The organism is Aeromonas sp. MTB (genome assembly GCF_056632455.1).
This window is the reverse complement of the sequence record NZ_CP147026.1, coordinates 2,581,515-2,599,586: the sequence shown is the minus strand read 5'-3', so window position 1 is coordinate 2,599,586 and position 18,072 is coordinate 2,581,515. Positions and strand designations below refer to the sequence as shown.

Below are 18,072 nucleotides of genomic sequence, written 5' to 3'. Positions count from 1 at the left end.
ATGTGTGGTATTGTCGGTATAGTTGGCACCACCCCCGTCAATCAGGCCCTCTACGACGCCTTGACGGTGTTGCAGCACAGGGGACAGGATGCCGCCGGGATCGTGACCATTGATAGTGGAAACTTCCGGCAACGCAAGGCCAATGGCCTGGTGAAGGACGTGTTTGAAGTGCGCCACATGCAGCGTCTGCAAGGGAACATCGGCATAGGTCATGTCAGATACCCCACCGCAGGCAGCTCAAGTGCCGCTGAAGCCCAACCTTTTTATGTGAACTCACCCTACGGCATGGTGCTGGCCCATAACGGCAACCTCACCAACGCCAAGGAGCTCAAGGAGCAGCAGTTCAAGGTCGCCCGTCGCCACATCAACACCACCTCCGACTCGGAAGTGTTGCTGAACGTGCTGGCTCACGAGCTGGATCGTTGTGACAAGATGGCCCTGCGTCCCGAAGATATCTTCGCCGCGGTGCGCAGAACCCATCAGCAGATCCGCGGCGCTTATGCGGTGGTCTCGCTGGTGATTGGTCATGGTCTCATCGGCTTTCGTGATCCCAACGGCATTCGCCCACTGATCCTCGGTCGTCGTCAGGACGAGGAGGGCCAGGTGGAGTACATGCTCGCCTCCGAGAGCGTGGCACTCGACGCGATCGGTTTCGAGACGGTGCGGGATATTGCGCCGGGTGAAGCCATCTACATCACCGAGCAGGGCCAGCTCTTCTCCGAGCAGTGTGCGGAAAACCCGCAGATGAGCTCCTGCATCTTCGAATACGTCTACTTCGCTCGTCCCGATTCGTGCATCGACAAGGTCTCGGTCTACGCCGCCCGCCTCAACATGGGTCGCAAGCTGGGTCAGAAGATTGCCCGCGAGTGGGAAGATCTCGATGTCGATGTGGTTATCCCCATCCCCGAGACCTCCTGTGACGTGGCGCTGGAGATCGCCCACACCCTGGATCTGCCATACCGTCAGGGCTTCGTGAAGAACCGCTACATCGGCCGTACCTTCATCATGCCGGGCCAGACCCAGCGCAAGAAGTCAGTGCGTCGCAAGCTCAACGCCATCAGCTCCGAATTCAAGGGCAAGAAGGTGTTGCTGGTGGATGATTCCATCGTGCGTGGTACCACGTCCGAGCAGATCATCCAGATGGCCCGCGAAGCGGGGGCAGCCAAGGTCTACTTCGCCTCGGCGGCGCCGGAAATTCGTTTCCCCAACGTCTATGGCATCGACATGCCCACCGCCAACGAGCTGATCGCCCACGGCCGTGAAGTAGAAGAGGTGTGCAAGCTGATTGGCGCTGACGGCCTGATTTTCCAGGATCTGGAAGATCTGGAAGCCGCCGTACGGGAGATCAACCCGGATCTGCGTCACTTCGAGACCTCGGTCTTCAATGGCCACTACGTCACCTCCGATGTGGACCAGTCCTATCTGGATCACCTCAATGCCCTGCGCAACGATGACACCAAAGCGGTGCGTGAATGGCAGGAAGGCACCAGCAATCTGGAAATTTTTAACGAAGGCAGTTAAACGTTTGCGGTTTTGCCGGATGGGATAGCGAGATGGGGGCCAGTGGCCCCCATTGTCGTTTCTACCTAACACGGCAGAAGGGGGAGGAGATATCTGTTTGAAAAATATCCGCTTATCTTGCCGGATATGGGCATGGCCAGCAGGATCCGCTAGCATAGGCGGCAACATATATGATCGATACGCTTTTAAGAGACGAGAGTTCAGATGGATGATCTGCTAGCCCCAGTGCGCCAGTTTTTGCAGTGCGAGACCCCGGATGAGTGGGTAGAAATGGCGCGGGATCCGGCCCGTTTACCGACCCTGCTCATCGATCACGCCAACTGCGAGACCAAGGCCGCACTCACTGCCCACAGTCTGGTGCGCCGTTACTGCCTGCCCAAGGGAAAGCGCCATCTGCTGCCCAAGCTGGAGTTTTATCGCGAGCTGGATGCCATCCCGGAGAAGGCCGAGATCTTGGGCAAACGCAGCATGGGGGAGTCTGATCGCACCGTCTTTGCCGAGCTGGAACGCAATCCGCTGCTGTTTCCCATGGTGCGGCTCATTCAGGAAGAACTGCACCACTTCGAGCAGGTGCTGGAGATCATGCAGGCCCGCGGCATCGAATACGGGCCGGTGACGGCCTCTCGCTATGCCCGCCAGTTGATGCAGCATGTGCGCACCCATGAGCCGGCCACCATAGTCGACAAGATGATCATCGGCGCCTATATCGAGGCCCGCTCCTGCGAGCGGTTTGCCAAGCTGGCGCCCCATCTGGATGAAGAGCTGAGTCGCTTCTATGTCTCTTTGCTGCGCTCCGAGGCGCGTCACTATCAGGATTACCTGAGCCTGGCCGAACAGTACGCAGGGGAGGATATCAGCGAGCGGGTGGTCTTCTTTGGCAAGCTGGAAGCCGAGCTTATCTGCTCGCCGGATCCCCAGTTCCGGTTTCATAGCGGCCTGCCTGTCACATCTGACAGTTGTTGACGCACAGGGGGCAAACTACTATTGCCCTGTTCCTACTACGAGCGACAAGTAGTTACTTTTGAGCGCAATTCCCGGCCCTGAGCCGGGATCTTTTTTTCTGTCGTGCATCCTTCCTACTTTTGGCGCTCTATGCTGAATCCCTGGCTATTTTTGCGTCTTCCCCTTGCGATGAAATCCTGTTCGATCAGCCGGTTATTGTGGTGATAAAGTGCTCATTCAGGTGGCTCACCCTTGTAGAAACGGGCGAAACCGTGTACTTTTTTGCCTTCGCAAGATTTGAATAACCAATCAATAGGAGCGTGTATGCGCATTGTTCTGTTGGGGGCTCCGGGCGCCGGCAAAGGTACCCAGGCTCAGTTCATCATGGAAAAACACGGTATTCCCCAGATCTCCACCGGCGATATGCTGCGTGCGGCGATCAAAGCGGGCACCGAGCTCGGTCTGAAAGCCAAAGCTGTGATGGACGCAGGTCAGCTGGTCTCTGACGACATCATCATCGGTCTGGTCAAAGAGCGCATCGCTCAGCCGGACTGCGCCAAAGGCTTCCTGTTGGACGGTTTCCCGCGCACCATTCCCCAGGCGCAAGCCATGAAGGACGCCGGTGTCGTGGTTGATTTCGTGCTGGAGTTCGATGTGCCGGACGAAGAGATCGTCAAGCGCATGAGCGGCCGTCGCGTTCACTCCGGCTCCGGCCGTACCTACCACGTGGTGTTCAACCCGCCGAAAGTGGAAGGCAAGGATGACGTGACCGGTGAAGATCTGGTGATCCGCGCCGACGACGAAGAGACCACAGTACGCAAGCGTCTGGATGTATATCATCAGCAGACCGCGCCGCTGATCGGTTTCTACGGCAAAGAGGCGGAAGCGGGCCACACCCGTTACGTCAAGATCGACGGCACCCAGCCGGTTGATCTGGTCAGCAAGCAGCTTGCCACCATTCTGGGCTGATCTTTGCTGCCGGCACTGTTTCCCGTGCCATCAGATAAATAAAGAGAAGGGCCCTGTCGGGCCCTTTTTGCATAATGACAGATAGACAGGAAGCCAACGTGACCACGAAAACCGGAATATTGCTGGTCAATCTGGGTACCCCAGCCGCACCGACCACCGCTGCCGTCAAAGCGTTCCTCAGCCAGTTCCTGCACGATCCCCGTGTGGTGGACCTGCCCCGTTACCTCTGGTGTCCGCTGCTCCACTTCATCATCTTGCCGACGCGCTCGCCCAAAGTGGCCAAGCTCTATCAGCAGGTCTGGACCGAGCAGGGCTCGCCGCTGATGGTGATAAGCAAGCAGCAGCGCGCCGCACTGGAGCAGGAGCTCAAGCGGGAGGGGGTCGAGGTGCCGGTGGAGCTGGCGATGACCTATGGTTCCCCGTCAGTGAATGATGGCTGGCAGGCGCTCAAGGCCAAAGGGGTCAACCGGGTGATCCTGTTGCCGCTCTATCCGCAATATTCGGTCAGTACCACCGCCTCGGTCTTCGATGCCTGGGGCAAGGCGATGAAGAGAGAACGCAATCTGCCGGTGGTACGGCTCATTCGTGATTATCACGCCCACCCCGAATACATTCAGGCGCTGGCCATGAGCGTGCGCCGTCACTGGGAGCAGCACGGTCAGGGTGATCACCTGCTGATGTCGTTCCACGGTATTCCCGAGCGCTACGAGAACGAAGGGGACCCCTATGGTCACCAGTGTCGCCATACCGCCAGCTTGCTGGCCGAGGCGCTCGGGCTGGAGGTCGGGCAGTGGACGGCCAGTTTCCAGTCCCGCTTTGGCAAGGAGGAGTGGCTCAAGCCCTACACCGACGTGACCATCGCCGGTATGCCTGCAGCGGGCATCAAGCGGCTCGATGTGATTTGCCCTGCCTTTGCGGCCGACTGCCTCGAAACCCTTGAGGAAATTCAGGTACAGAACCGGGAGATCTTCATGGAGGCCGGTGGCGAGCGGTTTGAATATATTCCGGCCCTCAACAGCGATCAGGCCCACATCAGGATGATGGTCTCGCTCATCTGCCGCGAATTGGCATGAGTGACCGGCAGTCAGTCAAACAAGGAGTCGAGTCATGGTACATATCACGCTGATTTATGCAGGTCTGCTGGGGCTGCTGTTTCTGGGGCTCTCCTTCTGGGTGGTCAGACGTCGTGCCCAGTTCGGGGTGATGATAGGGCAGGGGGAAGCCCCCGAGCTGCTGGCGGCGATCCGGGCCCACGGCAATTTTGCCGAGTATGTGCCGTTGACCCTGCTGCTGATGGCGCTGTGCGAGCTCTCCGGTGCCGCTGCGCTCTGGCTGCATGCCGGTGGCGCCATGCTGCTGCTCGGCCGCATCCTGCATGCCATCGGCATCCAGATCCCCAAAGCCCCCAATGTGCCCCGTTTTCTGGGCACCTTGCTGTTCTGGCTAGCCCTCGGCCTCTTCTCGCTGCTGGCCCTGTTGCAGGGGATGGCGGCCGCCTGAAAACCAACGCTTTTTTATGCTATGGAACCACCCCGGGCAGGGTGGTTTTTTTATGGTGAAAAGGCAAACGTTTTTCCTTGCAAGCCTTGTCTATACTGACTCCATTATTTAAACAGGGCGACTTTTCGGGGCGGCGGATTGTGTTAAAATCCCGCCCCTCTTTCCCCCAGAGCACAGAACATTGCCATGAAATTTCCCGGTCAGCGCAAGTCCAAACACTACTTCCCTGTCGACAGACGCGATCCCCTGGTGCCGCAAAATCCCCTGTTAACCGAGCTGGGCAAAGCCTACGTCGTCGGGATTGATCAGACCCTGGTTGATATCGAAGCCCATGTGGATGAAGACTTTCTGACCCGTTATGGTCTGAGCAAGGGGCACTCCGTCGTCATCAATGACGATGTAGCCGAACGGATTTATGACGAGCTCAAGGCCAACAACATGGTAGTGAGCGAGTTTGCCGGTGGCACCATCGGCAACACGGTACATAACTACTCGGTACTGACGAACTCCCACTCCATCCTGCTGGGTGTGATGAGTCAGGACATTCGCATCGGCTGCTACGCCTACCGTTATCTGTGCAACACCTCTTCCCGCGTCAATCTGGACTATTTGCAGCCGGTGGATGGCCCCATCGGCCGTTGCTTCACCTTCATCACCGAGTGCGGCGAGCGTAGCTTCGGCATCAACGCCGGCAAGATGAACCAGCTGGATGTGCAGCACATTCCGGAGGATGTGATCAAAGGGGCGTCTGCCCTGGTGATCACCGCCTATCTGGTGCGTGGTGACGATGGTGATCCGATGAAAGAGGCGGCCATGACCGCGGTGCGTTATGCCCGCGAGGCCGGTATTCCCGTGGTGCTGACCCTGGGCACCCGTTTCGTCATCGACGAAAACCCCCAGTGGTGGCGCGACTTCATTGCCGAGAACGTGACTGTGCTGGCGATGAACGAAGACGAAGGTGAAGCCCTGACCGGTATCGCTGATCCGCTCGGTGCGGCCGACAAGGCGCTCGACTGGGCCGACATGGTGCTCTGTACTGCTGGCCCCATCGGCCTCTACATGGCGAGCTACACCGATGAGGACTACAAGCGCGAGACCACCCATACCCTGTTGCCGGGCGTTATCCCCGAGTTCAACATGTATGAGTTCAGCCGCCCGATGGCCCGTGCCAAGTGTCGCAAACCGGCCCGTATCTACTCCCACATCTCCCCGTATATGGGTGGCCCGGAGAAGATCAAGAACACCAACGGGGCAGGGGATGGCGCCCTTTCCGCCGTGCTGCACGACATGGTGGCCAACTCCTATCATCGGATGAATGTGCCCAACTCCGCCAAACACATCTCCGAGTTCCTGACTTACTCCTCACTGGCCCAGGTGTGCAAATACGCCAACCGCGTCAGCTACGAGGTGTTGGCCCAGAGCAGTCCGCGTCTCTCCCGCGGTTTGCCGGAGAAAGAGGACAGCCTGGAAGAGGTTTACTGGGAGCGTTGATCTCCTGAATCTGCAAGACGCCTCCATCGGGAGGCGTTTTTGCAGGCAAATATGGGTTATCCCGGCTTTTTTCCCGGAATAACCCCAATATGCTTGAGTCCATGTCACTTTTACGACACCATTTGGCCATCGTATTGTCGCCCGACAATGCCGCAGCACCCGAAAGAAAGAGAGAATCCCATGAGCATGCTTAACGACAACCTTGACGCCAATTTCCAACTGTTTATCGAACAAGTCCGCGAGTCGGGTCAGGTGTGGGGTCTGCGCTATGGGGAAGACTGGGTCGTTTGCCGCTCCGCCGAATTTGAAGATGCCGACGTGATGCCGCTCTGGTCTGCCGAAGAGGACGCCCGTCTGCACTGCGTCGACGAGTGGGCCGATTACGAGCCGGAAGTGATCGATCTGGAAGAGTTTCTCGATATCTGGATCAACGATCTGGATGAAGACGATGTGCTGGTCGGCCCGAACTGGAACGCCGATCTGGAAGGCCAGGAGCTCGAACCCATCGAGCTGGCCAAGGCTCTGGTTGAACTGGACGCCTGAAAGCGCCTCCATTGATGGCTTGAACGCACAGGCCATCGGGACAAAGACCGGCATCCGTGAGGGTGCCGGTCTTTTTTATGGTCGAATGGCCCGATTGATGAGTTAAAAGCCGATTTGCCTTTGCACCTGTCAGGGGGATGGTCCATCATCAACCTTTTGCCAAGGGAGGAGCGCCATGTTTGTATTCGACGTAACGGGAGCTGCGGGTGAGAAGGCCAGCATTCGGGTGCAGGCGCTGGATTGGGCGCAAGCCGGACCAGTGACCTTCCAGTGCGATGACGATCAGCTGGCGGTCGTGCTTCTGAGCGGTTGTCGTTGCGACGCGGTGGGCTTTTTCAACCTGTTGGCGGGGTGTAAACCTCTCTATATCGAACAGTGGCTCAGCTATCTGCAGGAGAGTGGTCGCATTGGCAAGTGGAGTCACCAGACCGAGAGTCCCGCCGATGGGGACTATCTGGCCAGAGCCGGTCTGGAGCACGATGAGCTCAATACCCTGCTTGGCCAGGTCTATCAGGTGGCGGGGTTCAACCGGTTGCAGATCAACCGTTACCTCAAAAACCGCCACAATCCTACTACACTGGCTACCCGTTACGATCAGAAGGAGCTGGAGCGTTATCGCCAGCTCAATGACATCATTCTGACCCTTTTGAAGCTGAAGCATCCTCAGTAAAGAGCCCCAGCTGGCTGATATCCGGTCGCAGTGGTTGCGGCCGGGCGATCAGATAGCCCTGCAAGCCATCGACGTACATCCCCTGCAGAAGTTGTTTCTGACCAAGCTGTTCCACCCCCTCTGCAATCACCTGGCATCCCATCCGATGTGATACATCGACGATCATCCGCACGAACTGCTGGTTGGTCTGATCCTGCTCCAGCCCGGTGATCAGGGCAGGGTCCAGCTTGATGTAGTCGGGCTTGAGCTCGCGAAACAGGGTAAATGAGCCGATCCCCTTGCCGAAATTGGCGATGGCCGAGCGACTGCCGTTGCGGCGCAGCAGTTCAAACACCCGCTTGGCGCCGGTGAGGTTGCGTTCCAGATGCTCTTCATCCAGTTCGAACACCAGATTGGCGCTGGTATTGGGATCTTTGAGCAGCTGGCGGTCAAGCCAGATCAGGAAGGCGCTGTTTTGCAGCAGGTTGGGGGAGAGGTTGATCCCCCAGCGACTCTGGTTGGCACCAAAGGCCCGGTACTGGCGCATGATGTGGGTAATGACCAGCTGCTCCAGCCGCATCACCATATCCAGCCGCTGCGCCATGGCAAACAGGGTGTCGGTGGGCAGGGCAGTGCCGTCATTGCCGCTGAAGCGGGTGTAGATCTCGTTGTAGGCCAGCATGCTGCGGTGCAGGGGCTGGATCGGCTGATAGGTAAAGCTGAGGCGTTCCTGCGCCAGCACTTCGGTCAGCACGTCGCGCCAGTGGTGTTGGCCCTGCAGATCGGAGGCGCTGTCATCCTGCTGGATGGCCCAGCCGTTGATGGTTTCGGTCTGGGCGCGAGCCAGCGCCAGATCCGCTCTGGCCAGTACGGCTTCAATTTTCTGGCCGCTGCTGAGCTTGGTCAGCCCCGAGTAACCGCTGCTCTCCAGCTCGTGCTGATCCTGATAGTGATCGAAGGCCACCTTCAAATCCTGCCCCAGCAGATGGGGGGGAATATTGGCCACCGGTTGCACCAGCACGGCAAAATCGGCCCCCGAGATGCGGTAGACCTGATTGCCCGGGAAGCGGCTTACCACCCGCTTGATAAGGGCCGCCATGTCCTTGATGTAGGCATCACCAGACTGGAAGCCGCGCTGGGCGTTGATCTTGCCAAGCTCGGTGGCACGGATCAGCACCAGGGTCGCGGTCTGGGTGTCCTGATCCCGCTGCAGCAACTCGGTCATGTCGCGGCGAAACGCGTGGCGGTTGAGTAGCTGGGTCAGCTCGTCGGTGGTGGCCAGGTTGCTGAGCTCGGTCAGCTGGCGATGAGCGCTCTGCTCGGCACTTTCGAACTGCTCCAGCAGCTGTTGCAACACCTCCTGGGAGGCGGGCTCATCGAGTTGTGAGGGATCCCGCCCTCTGATCGCCTTGAGCCAAGTGAGCTCCTGATGCTGGAGCATGCCATCCATGGTGCGGATGGCCAGCATCAACAACAGGATCATGCCAAGCAGTGTGGTGGCCAGAATAATGGCCAAAGTGAGCGGTGTGCTCTGAAGGGCCAACCAAACTGCTTGCAGGAGCAGCAGGGGTATGGTCACTATGGTGGCGATCAGAAAGAGGGTACGTCCGAGCTTGTGAACCATCTTGTCATCCTTGAAGTGGCTGCTTGTGGGGGAATTTTAACCAAGCTGGCGGAGCAAAGCATGCTATTCCTCGCAACTCGGTGAAAAGGGTCAATTGAGATCGGTTAAATGTGAGTGAAACCACTTTCACAGGTGCCGAAACAGGCGAAGATGAGTTGAAAATAGATCAAACAAGGCAGAGGTAAATCATGTTGTTAGAGCCCGAAAATAGTGCCAAAGCACGACAATTATTGAACCAGAGTATGGCACTGGTGCTGGCGGGTGGACGTGGTAGTCGCCTGAAGCAGTTGACTGACAACCGCGCCAAGCCTGCCGTCCATTTCGGTGGCAAATTCCGGATCATTGATTTTGTGCTCTCCAACTGTATCAACTCGGGGATCCGCCGCGTTGGTGTAGTCACCCAATACAAATCCCACAGCCTGCTGCGTCACCTGCAATCGGGCTGGTCCTTCCTGCGTTACCAGATGAACGAATTCATCGACCTGCTACCTGCCCAGCAACGGGTGGACGAGGTGCACTGGTATCGCGGCACCGCCGATGCCATCTATCAGAACGTCGATATCATCCGTGACTACGGCCCCAAATACCTGGTGGTGCTGGCGGGGGATCACATCTACAAGATGGATTACGCTGCCATGCTGCTCGACCATGTGCGCCTTGGCGCCAAGGTGACTGTGGCTTGTATCGAGGTGCCGCGGGCCGAGGCATCCGCCTTCGGGATCATGGATATCGACGAGCAGCGCAAGATCCGCGCCTTCGTCGAAAAACCGGCCAATCCGCCCGCCATGCCGGGTTGCGAAGATCGCTCGCTGGCCTCCATGGGGATCTATATCTTCGAGGCGGAGTACCTCTACCAACTGCTGGAGGAGGATATTCACAATCAGGACTCCAAACACGACTTCGGGATGGACGTGATCCCCCGCATCGTGGAGGAGGGGATGGCATTTGCTCACCCCTTCAACATGTCCTGTGTCGGGGCGCGTGAGGGGCAAAAGCCCTACTGGCGTGATGTAGGTACGCTGGACTCCTTCTGGGAAGCGAACATGGATCTCGCCTCCGTGCTGCCCGAGCTCGACATCTACGATCAGAACTGGCCCATCTGGACCAGCCAGACCCTGACGCCACCGGCCAAGTTTGTGCAGGACCGCAACGGTCAGCATGGCATGACCATCAACTCCATGTTCTCGGGCGGTACCATCGTCAGTGGGTCATTTGTGCTCAACTCGGTGCTCTTTACCAATGTGCGGGTGCACTCCTTCTGCACCCTGGATCAGGCCATCATCTTCCCCGGGGTAGAGATTGGTGCCGGTTGCCGTCTGCGCCGGGTGGTGGTGGACAAGGGATGTGTGCTGCCCGATGGGCTGGTGGTGGGCGAGAATGCCGATGAGGATAGCCGCCGCTTCTACCGCTCCGAGCAGGGGATTGTGCTGGTGACCAAGGAGATGCTGGACAAGCTGGTTTGAGGAAGGCCCTTGAAACTGTGTCAGACGCTGTAATGCAAAGGGAGCCAATATGGCTCCCTTTTTCATGCTGGTGAATGGCGAGGATTACTCGCTAACCACTGCTTTAGCAGCCATCACCATGGCGGTGCCGTGCTTGCCACCGGCAGAGGTCACTTGCGGTACGCCATCTTCATCGGTGTCGCTGCCGGCACCTTCGATGATGTTCTCGCCGGAGTCACCAATCCACTCGGCCATCTGCATGCCACCGTTGACGGTGCCACGGAACCAGCTGACGTACTGACCGGTCAGCTTGGCCAGCTCCAGCTCGGGCGCCTTCTCGGCCCCTTCGTTGCGCAGGTTCAGCATGGCAGAGCGCAGGGCGCCGGAGATGGCAGCCTGGGTCCAGGGGGTGTATTCACCCTGTTTACCCGCCAGCCAGGTGCCCGCCTTGGCATTGAAGTAGGCCTTGTCGGTGGCGATGAACAGCTCGCGGGCGGCAGTGCGGTACTTGGCATCGGAGGTGGCGAGGAACGCGGCAGTCAGACCACGGATGGCGGCGAACTGTGCATCGATGGAGTGGCCGGCATCGAGCTTGCCACCTAGCGTGATGCCGTCATGCACCAGACCATTTTTGCCCTTGAGGTTGGCAAGGATGAAATCGGCCTGCTTGCGGATAAGCTCAAGCGCTTGCTGACCCTGCTTGGTCTTGAGGTTCAGCTCGCCATTGTCACCGGCGGCGTAACCGACCGGCAGCGCATCCTGAGCGCGCTGGAAGATCTGCAGGGCGACCAGTGCGTAAGCGGCGTCAAAGGTGGTGACGTGCTTGCCCTGTTTGCCTGCCTGCCAGCTGTCGACCAGGGTACCAGCCTTGGTATCAAAGTGCAGGGCTGCCAGGTTCTTTAAGGTGAGGTTGGAGAGATTGATCGCCAGCGAGAAGGCATCGCTGCCTGCGACCGCTTTGCCCAGGTCATTAGTCTTGTTGGCAGCCGGTGCGGCGGCAAACGGCGCGCCGTCAAACACGGCGTGGAAGGCCGGGTTCTGGTTGGTGTTGGCGCTGCGCTGATCGCTGAAGGCATAGAACTCGGAGAGCGGCCACAGCATCATCCAGGCATCGCGCAGCTGGGCGGAGCCATCCACCACCTCCAGCTTGCCGATGGCACCGGCATCGTTGTTGCTGGTTTCGGTCACTTTCACCTGATGGGGGAAGTAAATCACGCCCTTGGCCGGATCGTACTGCGGGGTGATTTTGGCGCCCAGTTGCTTGCCATCGAAGCCAAGCTGGTTCTGCATGATGGCCAGCTTGTCGATGGATTGCTCGGTCAGCATCATGCCGTTGAAACCATCGGCGGCAGAGACGCCCAGCTTGTGCTTGCCATCCTGATCCATGGTGGCGGAGGCGGCTTCTACCTCTTCATCGGTCTCGGCCACGTGCATGCCGCCGAGGAAGTCTTGCGACCACATCACCTCTTTGAGCAGGATGCCGCCCACCGCTGCGGGCACCAGCAGGTTGTCGCTGCCGCTCCAGCGCAGGGTGCTGTAGTCGCGGAAGTAGGCGGGCACCTGGGTCTTGACGGTTTTCTCGGTCCCTTTGGCGGTCTTGATGGTGATCTGGTCACCATTGACCGGAGTGGTATTCACTGCCTGGGCAAACTCAGGATTGGCGGAGGCGTAGGGCAGGGAGAGGGGATACATGCCCTGCGGCACTTCATCCGCCGGGAAGCCAACGGCATCGGCCATGGCCAGCACCCGTTGCCCCAGAGAGGCCATGGTGCCACCACGAGCCAGGTTTTGCGGCCCGTTTACCAGATGCGGGCCCATGCCGGATTGGTAGTTGAGGGCGTACATCGCCTCTTCGGAGTATTCGTAGGATTCGATGCCGGCAGCGAAGTCGAACGGGGTCGGCTCATCGGCACGGTTGGCATCCAGCACATCCAGATCCAGCCCCAGCGCTTCGGCCAGCGGCTCACCGGAGAGCTCGAATTCGGTATAGGCCAGCATGTTGGCGGCGGTATTGAATGTCTTGTCTTCGACTTTGACGGCAGCGTGTGCGGCGCCGCTGATCAGTGCGCAGGCAATCGCCTGAACCAGTACGGTTTTTCTCATGTCCCTTCTCACCATTGGTTTTATTATTGACGCTTCTCATGACGAATCTAAATGAGAATGGTCTGCATTATGCTGTGTTGAGGGTGACTTGAGAAGTAAAAAACCGCCCTGATCGGTAGCACGTTAAAGCAGACGTGCGCTGTCGAAGAGGACGGTTATCTGTTTATTGCGCTGAAAGTGCCGGTGCGGCGGGGGTCAGAGCAGCTTGAACGGGATGACCAGACGGCCTGGCTCCACCTTGAGGGCTTCGACCTTCTCCTTGATCCTGGCTTCGTTCTTGCGGCTGTTGTCGAGGCGATAGACCGGGGTCTGCGACAGGAACAGGGAGAGCGACTGATTGAAGGTGGGCAGCAGCGGGGTGAGGGCGGCCCCGATATCGGCCGGCTCAGTCTTGACCGAGACCAGCTCAAGGTCGCGCAGATAGATGGCGCCTTGATCGGCCACATAGTCCGGACGGGCGCTCAAAGCAAAGCGGATCTTCATCTGCTGGCTGCCAAGGGGGCTGCTCACCTGCAGGTCGCCAGCGGCGTCCAGCTCGATGCGATCTGCTTGTTTGCGGCCGATACGGCTATGCATCTCGTCCAGACGGATCTTGCTCGACATGATGCCGGGGATCCCCAGCTGTTTTTCAAAAGAGACCTGATCTTTGAGGTACTGGTTGATTTCGGCCTCGCTGACGTTGTACTGGGTCAGGGAGCAGGCCCCCAGCAGCAGGGCGAGGGGGAGTAACAACAGCTGTTTCAACATGATGGATTCCGCTTGGGCAACTATGATGGCGCTATCTTACGCGATAACGGGCGTGGAATGAGAGCCTCATACCCTGGGAAATCACGGACTTGCTGCATTCCCGATTGTTTTTTGGCAACCGCCGGGTTCATCATCGACGAGTGAGCTGAATAAGGTAGAGCTGTTTGCTGCGGGTGTGGGTCTACGCCTGAGCAGAGAGAGAACAGAGAGCGAGAAGAGCACAGAGAACGAGGAGATCGCAATGGTTCGGATGGGCAAGGTTGGTCGCAGGGCGCTGCTGTGGCTTGGCTGCATGATGGGACTGTGGAGCCCGTTGCTGTGGGCCGAGGTGAAAGTGATCCCGGTCTTCGAGGCGCAGGCGGCGGTGCAGACCCTCAAGGAGATCTATCCCCAGCTTGGGGTCAGCGCCATGGGTAACCAGTTGGTGCTGAGCGGGACGCCAGCCCAGCTGCAGGAGGCCGAAGCCACGCTGGCGCAGGTCAATCAGCCGCCGCAAAGTCTGCTTATCGAGTGGCGGGTGGAGGGCGCTGCCAGCAGTCAGCAACTGGGGGGCTCAATCAGTCGCGACGAGGCCAAACGGCAGTGGCTGCTCGATGGCAACGCCCGGCAGTACCAGCGCAGCCAGAACGACAGCTGGCAGGTGCGGGGGCTGTCGGGTCGTCCCGTGCTGCTGCAGATGGGCTCCTATCAGCCGGTCACCTTCTATCAGTGGAACGGGGGCGCCGTAGTGGGGATGATGCCGCTGGTGAACGGCCTCTATGCCACGGCCACCTTGATTGGCGATCGGGTGCAGATTGCGCTGAGCAGCGAACAGGCGAGGCTGGATCAGGGCACCATCAATCGTGGGCAGAGTGCCACCGAGGTGAGCGGGGCCCCGGGCCAGTGGCTGACGGTGGGGGAGCTCTCGACCAGCTCAGCGGATCAGGGGAGTAGCCTCGGTACCCAGCTACAGGGCGGGCGAGGCAGTCAGAGCGAGCGCCAGACCCTGCAGATCCGGGTCACTCGCCAATAGGTGTCAGCCCCGTCAGTGGGGCTGGTCTGCGGCATATTCCCGTAGTTGGCGACTGCGCAGCAGATACCAGAGTGACCAGAGGCTGGCGACCAGCACCAGTGCGGTGGGCCAGCTGAACGACCACTTTTGCAGATTGAGGCTGTGCAATTGCATCAGCAGGCCGCTGACGGCAGAGCAGAGTAGCAGTAGCGGGCTGTGGCGACGGAGTCTGGCGCGAATGCTCTGGGTCTGCTGATAGGTGCCCCCGCAGGCGAGCAACGCCAGCATGGCGGGCACGTCGGTCAGCAGGCTGATGTAGAGGGTGATCTTGTCCGGATAGAAGAGGGTCAGGATCTCGCTGCCGCTCTCGCGGGTCACTCCCGCCATCAGAAAGAGCCAGAGCGAGCGGGTCAACAACAGGGCGATGGGCCAGAACCAGAGGGGTGGGCGCAACTGGCCGTGATCGTCATATCGGTGTTCGGGGTAGAGGGTCATGGTTGCCCGATATCCATTCATAGAGTGCAAGTGATGCAAGGGATATGGGGCGAAGGCGAGCCCTTTGCAAGGCGCGGGAGAGAGCGGGAATTAATCGGGGGGCCATGCCCCCCAATCCGCGAAAAGTTGTCTTGTGCCGAGCGGCTGGCGTTACAGCCACCCCTTGCGCTTGAAGAAGAGCCCGGTGCCCAGCGATGACATCACCATCAGCACCAGCGAGAGGGGATAGCCATACTCCCAGGCGAGTTCAGGCATGCGGCCGAAGTTCATGCCGTAGATACTGGCGATCAGGGTCGGCGGCAGGAAGATCACGGCGGCAACCGAGAAGATCTTGATCACCTTGTTCTGCTCCAGATTGGTCACCCCCATGGAGGCCTCCAGCTGGAAGTTGATCTTGTCGAACAGGAACTGGGTGTGAGGCAGCAGTGACTCCACGTCGTGCAGCATCTCGTCGATCCACTTGTTCTGCTCGAGGCTCATGCGCTGGCGCAGGCTGCGTTTGAGGAAACGCAGGGCGCGGCGGGTATCGTGCAGGGAGAGACGGATCTGGCCGTTGGCCTCTTCCTGCGCCATCAACTCTTTCAGCATGGGGTTGATCTGATCCGGCTCGAAGATCTGATCGGCGGTGTTTTCCAAGGTCTTGTAACCATCCTCGATAAGGTCGGAGAGGTACTCCACCTTGAGGTTCTGCACCTCCAGCAGGATATCGAGGGCATCCTCCACCTCCAGCCGATCCTGGCGCATATAGTGGCGCAGCAGGCGCACCAGCCCGATGTCATCTTCACGAATGCTGATCAGCAGGTTGTTGCGCAGGGTAAAGGAGACGTGGACACCCTTGGTGTCACGACCGATCCGCTGGGGAAACAGGGAGTGAATGTGCAGACCATCGGTATCCCAGTAAAAACGGGCGGATGCTTCGATGTCGTCGAGCTCTTCCTTGTCGGGGACCTCTTCCAGGAACAGGCCCGTCAACCATTCTCGCTCTGCCGTGTCCGGCTTGTAGGCATCCAGCCAGACCGTGTTGTCAGGTACTATGTCGTCAGGCCCGAGCGTGACTATGTCCAGCACCTTGTTGTTGAGAATGTAGGCGGTGATCATCTGTCCCCCCTTAAAAAGTCATGGGTAATCAGGGATGGTTGCACAGGTCATGCGGCCTTAGATCGCTGCAGAAGGCGATCCCGTGGATAAGCAGATCGGGCCGATGGAAAACCTGAATGCGGCGAACTATACAGGGGCGGGCCGCGCTTGTCAGGGGCTATTCATCAGGGATTCAGCCTGTTTGTTCAAAAAAACAGCGAGGTCGGATCACCTGAGCGGCTATGCGGGGTAGAACCCAGCCTTTGGCTGGGGGAGGGCTAGCTGGGGCTGCTTGTTGCCGCTGCCCAGCTTCATCACATATTCGGATAATTGGGCCCGGAGCCCCCCTGTGGCGGCGTCCAGATAATGTTTTGACTGGGGTCCTTGATATCGCAGGTTTTGCAGTGGATGCAGTTGGCGGCGTTGATCTGCAGTTTGGCCGCGCCTTCCATTTCAAGCACTTCAAACACCCCTGCCGGGCAGTAGCGTTGGGCGGGTTCGGCCCAGGTGGGCAGATTGACCTCGACCGGAATGCGCTCGTCCTGCAGCTTGAGGTGGCAAGGCTGATCCTCGTCGTGACTGGTGTTGGCCAGATACACAGACGAGAGCTTGTCAAAGCTCAGTCTGCCATCGGGTTTGGGGTAATGGATGGGCTCGCAGCGGCTGGCCACGCGCAGCTGACGGTAGTCGTGAGCCTTATCGAGCAGTTTGAAGGGCGAGTTTGCGCCAAACAGCCGTTGCTCCAGCCAGTTGAAGGCACCGCCCAACCAGGGACCATAGCGATGAAGCGCAGCGCCGAAGTTGCGCGCCGCCTTGAGTTCGCGGGCCAGCCAGCTCTGTTGCAGCTCGTCGCCATACTGGGCCAGATCCCGGCCCCCTGCAGCGCCATCGCGACGGTTTTTGCCGCCAGCATCCCCGATTTCATGGCGGTGTGGATCCCCTTGATGCGGGAAAAGTCGAGGGTGCCCGCATCACAACCGATCAGCAGGCCGCCCGGGAAGTGCATGCGGGGCAGGGCGTGCCAGCCCCCTTGGTGATGGCGCGGGCGCCATAGCTGATGCGTTCACCCCCTTGCAACACGCCGGCTATAAGCGGGTGATGCTTGAGGCGCTGGAATTCGTCGAACGGGCTGAGCCAGGGATTCTGGTAGTTGAGATCGACAATCAGCCCGACCGCGACCTGATCCCCCTCCATGTGATAGAGATAGAAACCGCCGTGACTATTGCCGCCCCCCTGCTTGCCAAGGGGCCAGCCACTGCCGTGCAGCACCTGTCCCGCTTTGCCTTGGCCAGCAGGCAGTTGCCACAGCTCCTTGAAGCCGATGGCATAGTGCTGGGGCTGGACAGGGCTTGCCAGATTGAATGTGGTGATCAGCTGCTTGCCGAGATGACCGCGGGCCCCTTCGGCAAAGAGGGTGTAGCGACCGAGCAGTGCCATGCCGGGCACATGATCTGCTTTCGGATTGCCCGCCCGATCCAGCCCCAGATCGCCGGTGATGACGCCCTTGACCCGGCCCGCGTCCATGATAAGTTCGCTGGCGGTAAATCCCGGGTATATTTCGACTCCCAGTTTTTCCGCCTGTTGGCCAAGCCAGCGGCAAAGGTTGCCGAGGCTGATGATGTGACAGCCCTCATTGTGCATCCGGGGCGGCACCGCCCAGGCGGGGAGTTGCAGGGAACGTTGCTCGCTTTGCAGCAGATGCACCTGATCGTCGTTGACCGGTACGCCGAGCGGCGCTTGCTGCCAGCAATCCGGCAGCAGCTCTTGCAAGGCGACGGGATCAAAAAGGGCGCCGGAGAGCAGATGGGCGCCGATTTCCGCTCCCTTCTCCAGCAGACAGACAGAGAGAGTGGCATCCTGCTGTTTCAGGGCGATGGCTGCACTGAGCCCCGCCGGACCGCCGCCGACGATGACGACATCAAATTCCATTGCTTCCCGTTCCATCTTGCCTCTGCGCTCTGGTTGGCCTAGGGTAATG

General features: G+C 59.2%; 15 protein-coding genes and 1 pseudogene. 10 read left to right on the top strand and 6 right to left on the bottom strand.

The window, feature by feature from the left end; all coding sequences use genetic code 11:
* The 8 genes from purF to WBR25_RS11815 all read left to right on the top strand — a co-directional run bounded on the left by purF (position 1) and on the right by WBR25_RS11815 (position 7,636).
* Positions 1-1,521 (top strand): amidophosphoribosyltransferase, encoded by a 1,521-nt coding sequence (gene purF, locus WBR25_RS11850; protein WP_213389754.1) that lies wholly within the window; start codon positions 1-3, stop codon positions 1,519-1,521.
* Positions 1,522-1,725: 204 nt separating this feature from the next.
* Positions 1,726-2,484 (top strand): tRNA isopentenyl-2-thiomethyl-A-37 hydroxylase MiaE, encoded by a 759-nt coding sequence (gene miaE / locus WBR25_RS11845; protein ID WP_151286580.1) that lies wholly within the window; start codon positions 1,726-1,728, stop codon positions 2,482-2,484.
* Positions 2,485-2,787: 303 nt separating this feature from the next.
* Entirely contained in the window at positions 2,788-3,432 is a 645-nt protein-coding gene (adk, locus tag WBR25_RS11840; protein ID WP_005337083.1) for an adenylate kinase, read from the top strand.
* 98 nt (positions 3,433-3,530) lie between these two features.
* Positions 3,531-4,505 (top strand): ferrochelatase, encoded by a 975-nt coding sequence (gene hemH / locus WBR25_RS11835; RefSeq protein WP_236371614.1) that lies wholly within the window; start codon positions 3,531-3,533, stop codon positions 4,503-4,505.
* A gap of 34 nt (positions 4,506-4,539) precedes the next feature.
* The gene (locus tag WBR25_RS11830) at positions 4,540-4,932 is read left to right on the top strand and encodes an MAPEG family protein (protein ID WP_429106745.1); all 393 of its coding nucleotides are present in this window, start codon (positions 4,540-4,542) and stop codon (positions 4,930-4,932) included.
* A 186-nt stretch (positions 4,933-5,118) separates the two neighbouring features.
* Positions 5,119-6,423 (top strand): inosine/guanosine kinase, encoded by a 1,305-nt coding sequence (locus WBR25_RS11825; protein WP_479748011.1) that lies wholly within the window; start codon positions 5,119-5,121, stop codon positions 6,421-6,423.
* A 180-nt stretch (positions 6,424-6,603) separates the two neighbouring features.
* On the top strand, positions 6,604-6,966 hold the full coding sequence (locus tag WBR25_RS11820; protein ID WP_005337077.1) for a DUF2750 domain-containing protein: 363 nt from the start codon (positions 6,604-6,606) through the stop codon (positions 6,964-6,966).
* Positions 6,967-7,141: 175 nt separating this feature from the next.
* Entirely contained in the window at positions 7,142-7,636 is a 495-nt protein-coding gene (locus WBR25_RS11815) for a hypothetical protein (RefSeq protein ID WP_042055706.1), read from the top strand.
* Here WBR25_RS11815 and WBR25_RS11810 read toward each other — a convergent pair.
* Complete coding sequence (locus WBR25_RS11810; RefSeq protein WP_429106744.1) at positions 7,599-9,239, bottom strand: EAL domain-containing protein; 1,641 nt, start codon at positions 9,237-9,239, stop codon at positions 7,599-7,601. The two genes, WBR25_RS11815 and WBR25_RS11810, sit on opposite strands and share 38 nt — an antisense overlap.
* A gap of 188 nt (positions 9,240-9,427) precedes the next feature.
* Here WBR25_RS11810 and glgC point away from each other — a divergent pair, with 188 nt between their 5' ends.
* Entirely contained in the window at positions 9,428-10,702 is a 1,275-nt protein-coding gene (gene glgC, locus WBR25_RS11805; protein ID WP_005337070.1) for a glucose-1-phosphate adenylyltransferase, read from the top strand.
* 84 nt (positions 10,703-10,786) lie between these two features.
* Here glgC and WBR25_RS11800 read toward each other — a convergent pair whose 3' ends face one another.
* Positions 10,787-12,784 (bottom strand): hypothetical protein, encoded by a 1,998-nt coding sequence (locus tag WBR25_RS11800; protein ID WP_429106743.1) that lies wholly within the window; start codon positions 12,782-12,784, stop codon positions 10,787-10,789.
* A 195-nt stretch (positions 12,785-12,979) separates the two neighbouring features.
* Positions 12,980-13,531 (bottom strand): lipoprotein, encoded by a 552-nt coding sequence (locus WBR25_RS11795; RefSeq protein ID WP_265776245.1) that lies wholly within the window; start codon positions 13,529-13,531, stop codon positions 12,980-12,982.
* Positions 13,532-13,823: 292 nt separating this feature from the next.
* Between WBR25_RS11795 and WBR25_RS11790 the strand changes: the two genes are divergently transcribed.
* Positions 13,824-14,543, top strand: a complete 720-nt coding sequence (locus tag WBR25_RS11790) for a hypothetical protein (protein ID WP_404974333.1) — start codon at positions 13,824-13,826, stop codon at positions 14,541-14,543.
* Positions 14,544-14,555: 12 nt separating this feature from the next.
* On the opposite strand, the gene WBR25_RS11785 is transcribed toward WBR25_RS11790, so the two are convergent.
* The 3 genes and pseudogenes from WBR25_RS11785 to WBR25_RS11775 all read right to left on the bottom strand — a co-directional run bounded on the left by WBR25_RS11785 (position 14,556) and on the right by WBR25_RS11775 (position 18,038).
* On the bottom strand, positions 14,556-15,017 hold the full coding sequence (locus WBR25_RS11785; RefSeq protein ID WP_429106742.1) for a DUF2919 domain-containing protein: 462 nt from the start codon (positions 15,015-15,017) through the stop codon (positions 14,556-14,558).
* Between the two features lie 150 nt (positions 15,018-15,167).
* On the bottom strand, positions 15,168-16,115 hold the full coding sequence (gene corA / locus WBR25_RS11780) for a magnesium/cobalt transporter CorA (protein WP_026456618.1): 948 nt from the start codon (positions 16,113-16,115) through the stop codon (positions 15,168-15,170).
* Between the two features lie 293 nt (positions 16,116-16,408).
* Positions 16,409-18,038 (bottom strand): annotated as a pseudogene (locus tag WBR25_RS11775) (electron transfer flavoprotein-ubiquinone oxidoreductase).
* Positions 18,039-18,072 lie beyond the last annotated feature (34 nt).

Bases quoted from the DNA above. Each gene is read 5' to 3' on its own strand.
- WBR25_RS11795 (WP_265776245.1), bottom strand. From the start codon at position 13,531: ATGTTGAAACAGCTGTTGTTACTCCCCCTCGCCCTGCTGCTGGGGGCC.
- WBR25_RS11825 (WP_479748011.1), top strand. From the start codon at position 5,119: ATGAAATTTCCCGGTCAGCGCAAGTCCAAACACTACTTCCCTGTCGAC.
- WBR25_RS11830 (WP_429106745.1), top strand. From the start codon at position 4,540: ATGGTACATATCACGCTGATTTATGCAGGTCTGCTGGGGCTGCTGTTT.
- WBR25_RS11810 (WP_429106744.1), bottom strand. From the start codon at position 9,239: ATGGTTCACAAGCTCGGACGTACCCTCTTTCTGATCGCCACCATAGTG.
- WBR25_RS11815 (WP_042055706.1), top strand. From the start codon at position 7,142: ATGTTTGTATTCGACGTAACGGGAGCTGCGGGTGAGAAGGCCAGCATT.
- WBR25_RS11790 (WP_404974333.1), top strand. From the start codon at position 13,824: ATGATGGGACTGTGGAGCCCGTTGCTGTGGGCCGAGGTGAAAGTGATC.
- purF (WP_213389754.1), top strand. From the start codon at position 1: ATGTGTGGTATTGTCGGTATAGTTGGCACCACCCCCGTCAATCAGGCC.
- miaE (WP_151286580.1), top strand. From the start codon at position 1,726: ATGGATGATCTGCTAGCCCCAGTGCGCCAGTTTTTGCAGTGCGAGACC.
- WBR25_RS11820 (WP_005337077.1), top strand. From the start codon at position 6,604: ATGAGCATGCTTAACGACAACCTTGACGCCAATTTCCAACTGTTTATC.
- corA (WP_026456618.1), bottom strand. From the start codon at position 16,115: ATGATCACCGCCTACATTCTCAACAACAAGGTGCTGGACATAGTCACG.
- adk (WP_005337083.1), top strand. From the start codon at position 2,788: ATGCGCATTGTTCTGTTGGGGGCTCCGGGCGCCGGCAAAGGTACCCAG.
- WBR25_RS11785 (WP_429106742.1), bottom strand. From the start codon at position 15,017: ATGACCCTCTACCCCGAACACCGATATGACGATCACGGCCAGTTGCGC.
- WBR25_RS11800 (WP_429106743.1), bottom strand. From the start codon at position 12,784: ATGAGAAAAACCGTACTGGTTCAGGCGATTGCCTGCGCACTGATCAGC.
- glgC (WP_005337070.1), top strand. From the start codon at position 9,428: ATGTTGTTAGAGCCCGAAAATAGTGCCAAAGCACGACAATTATTGAAC.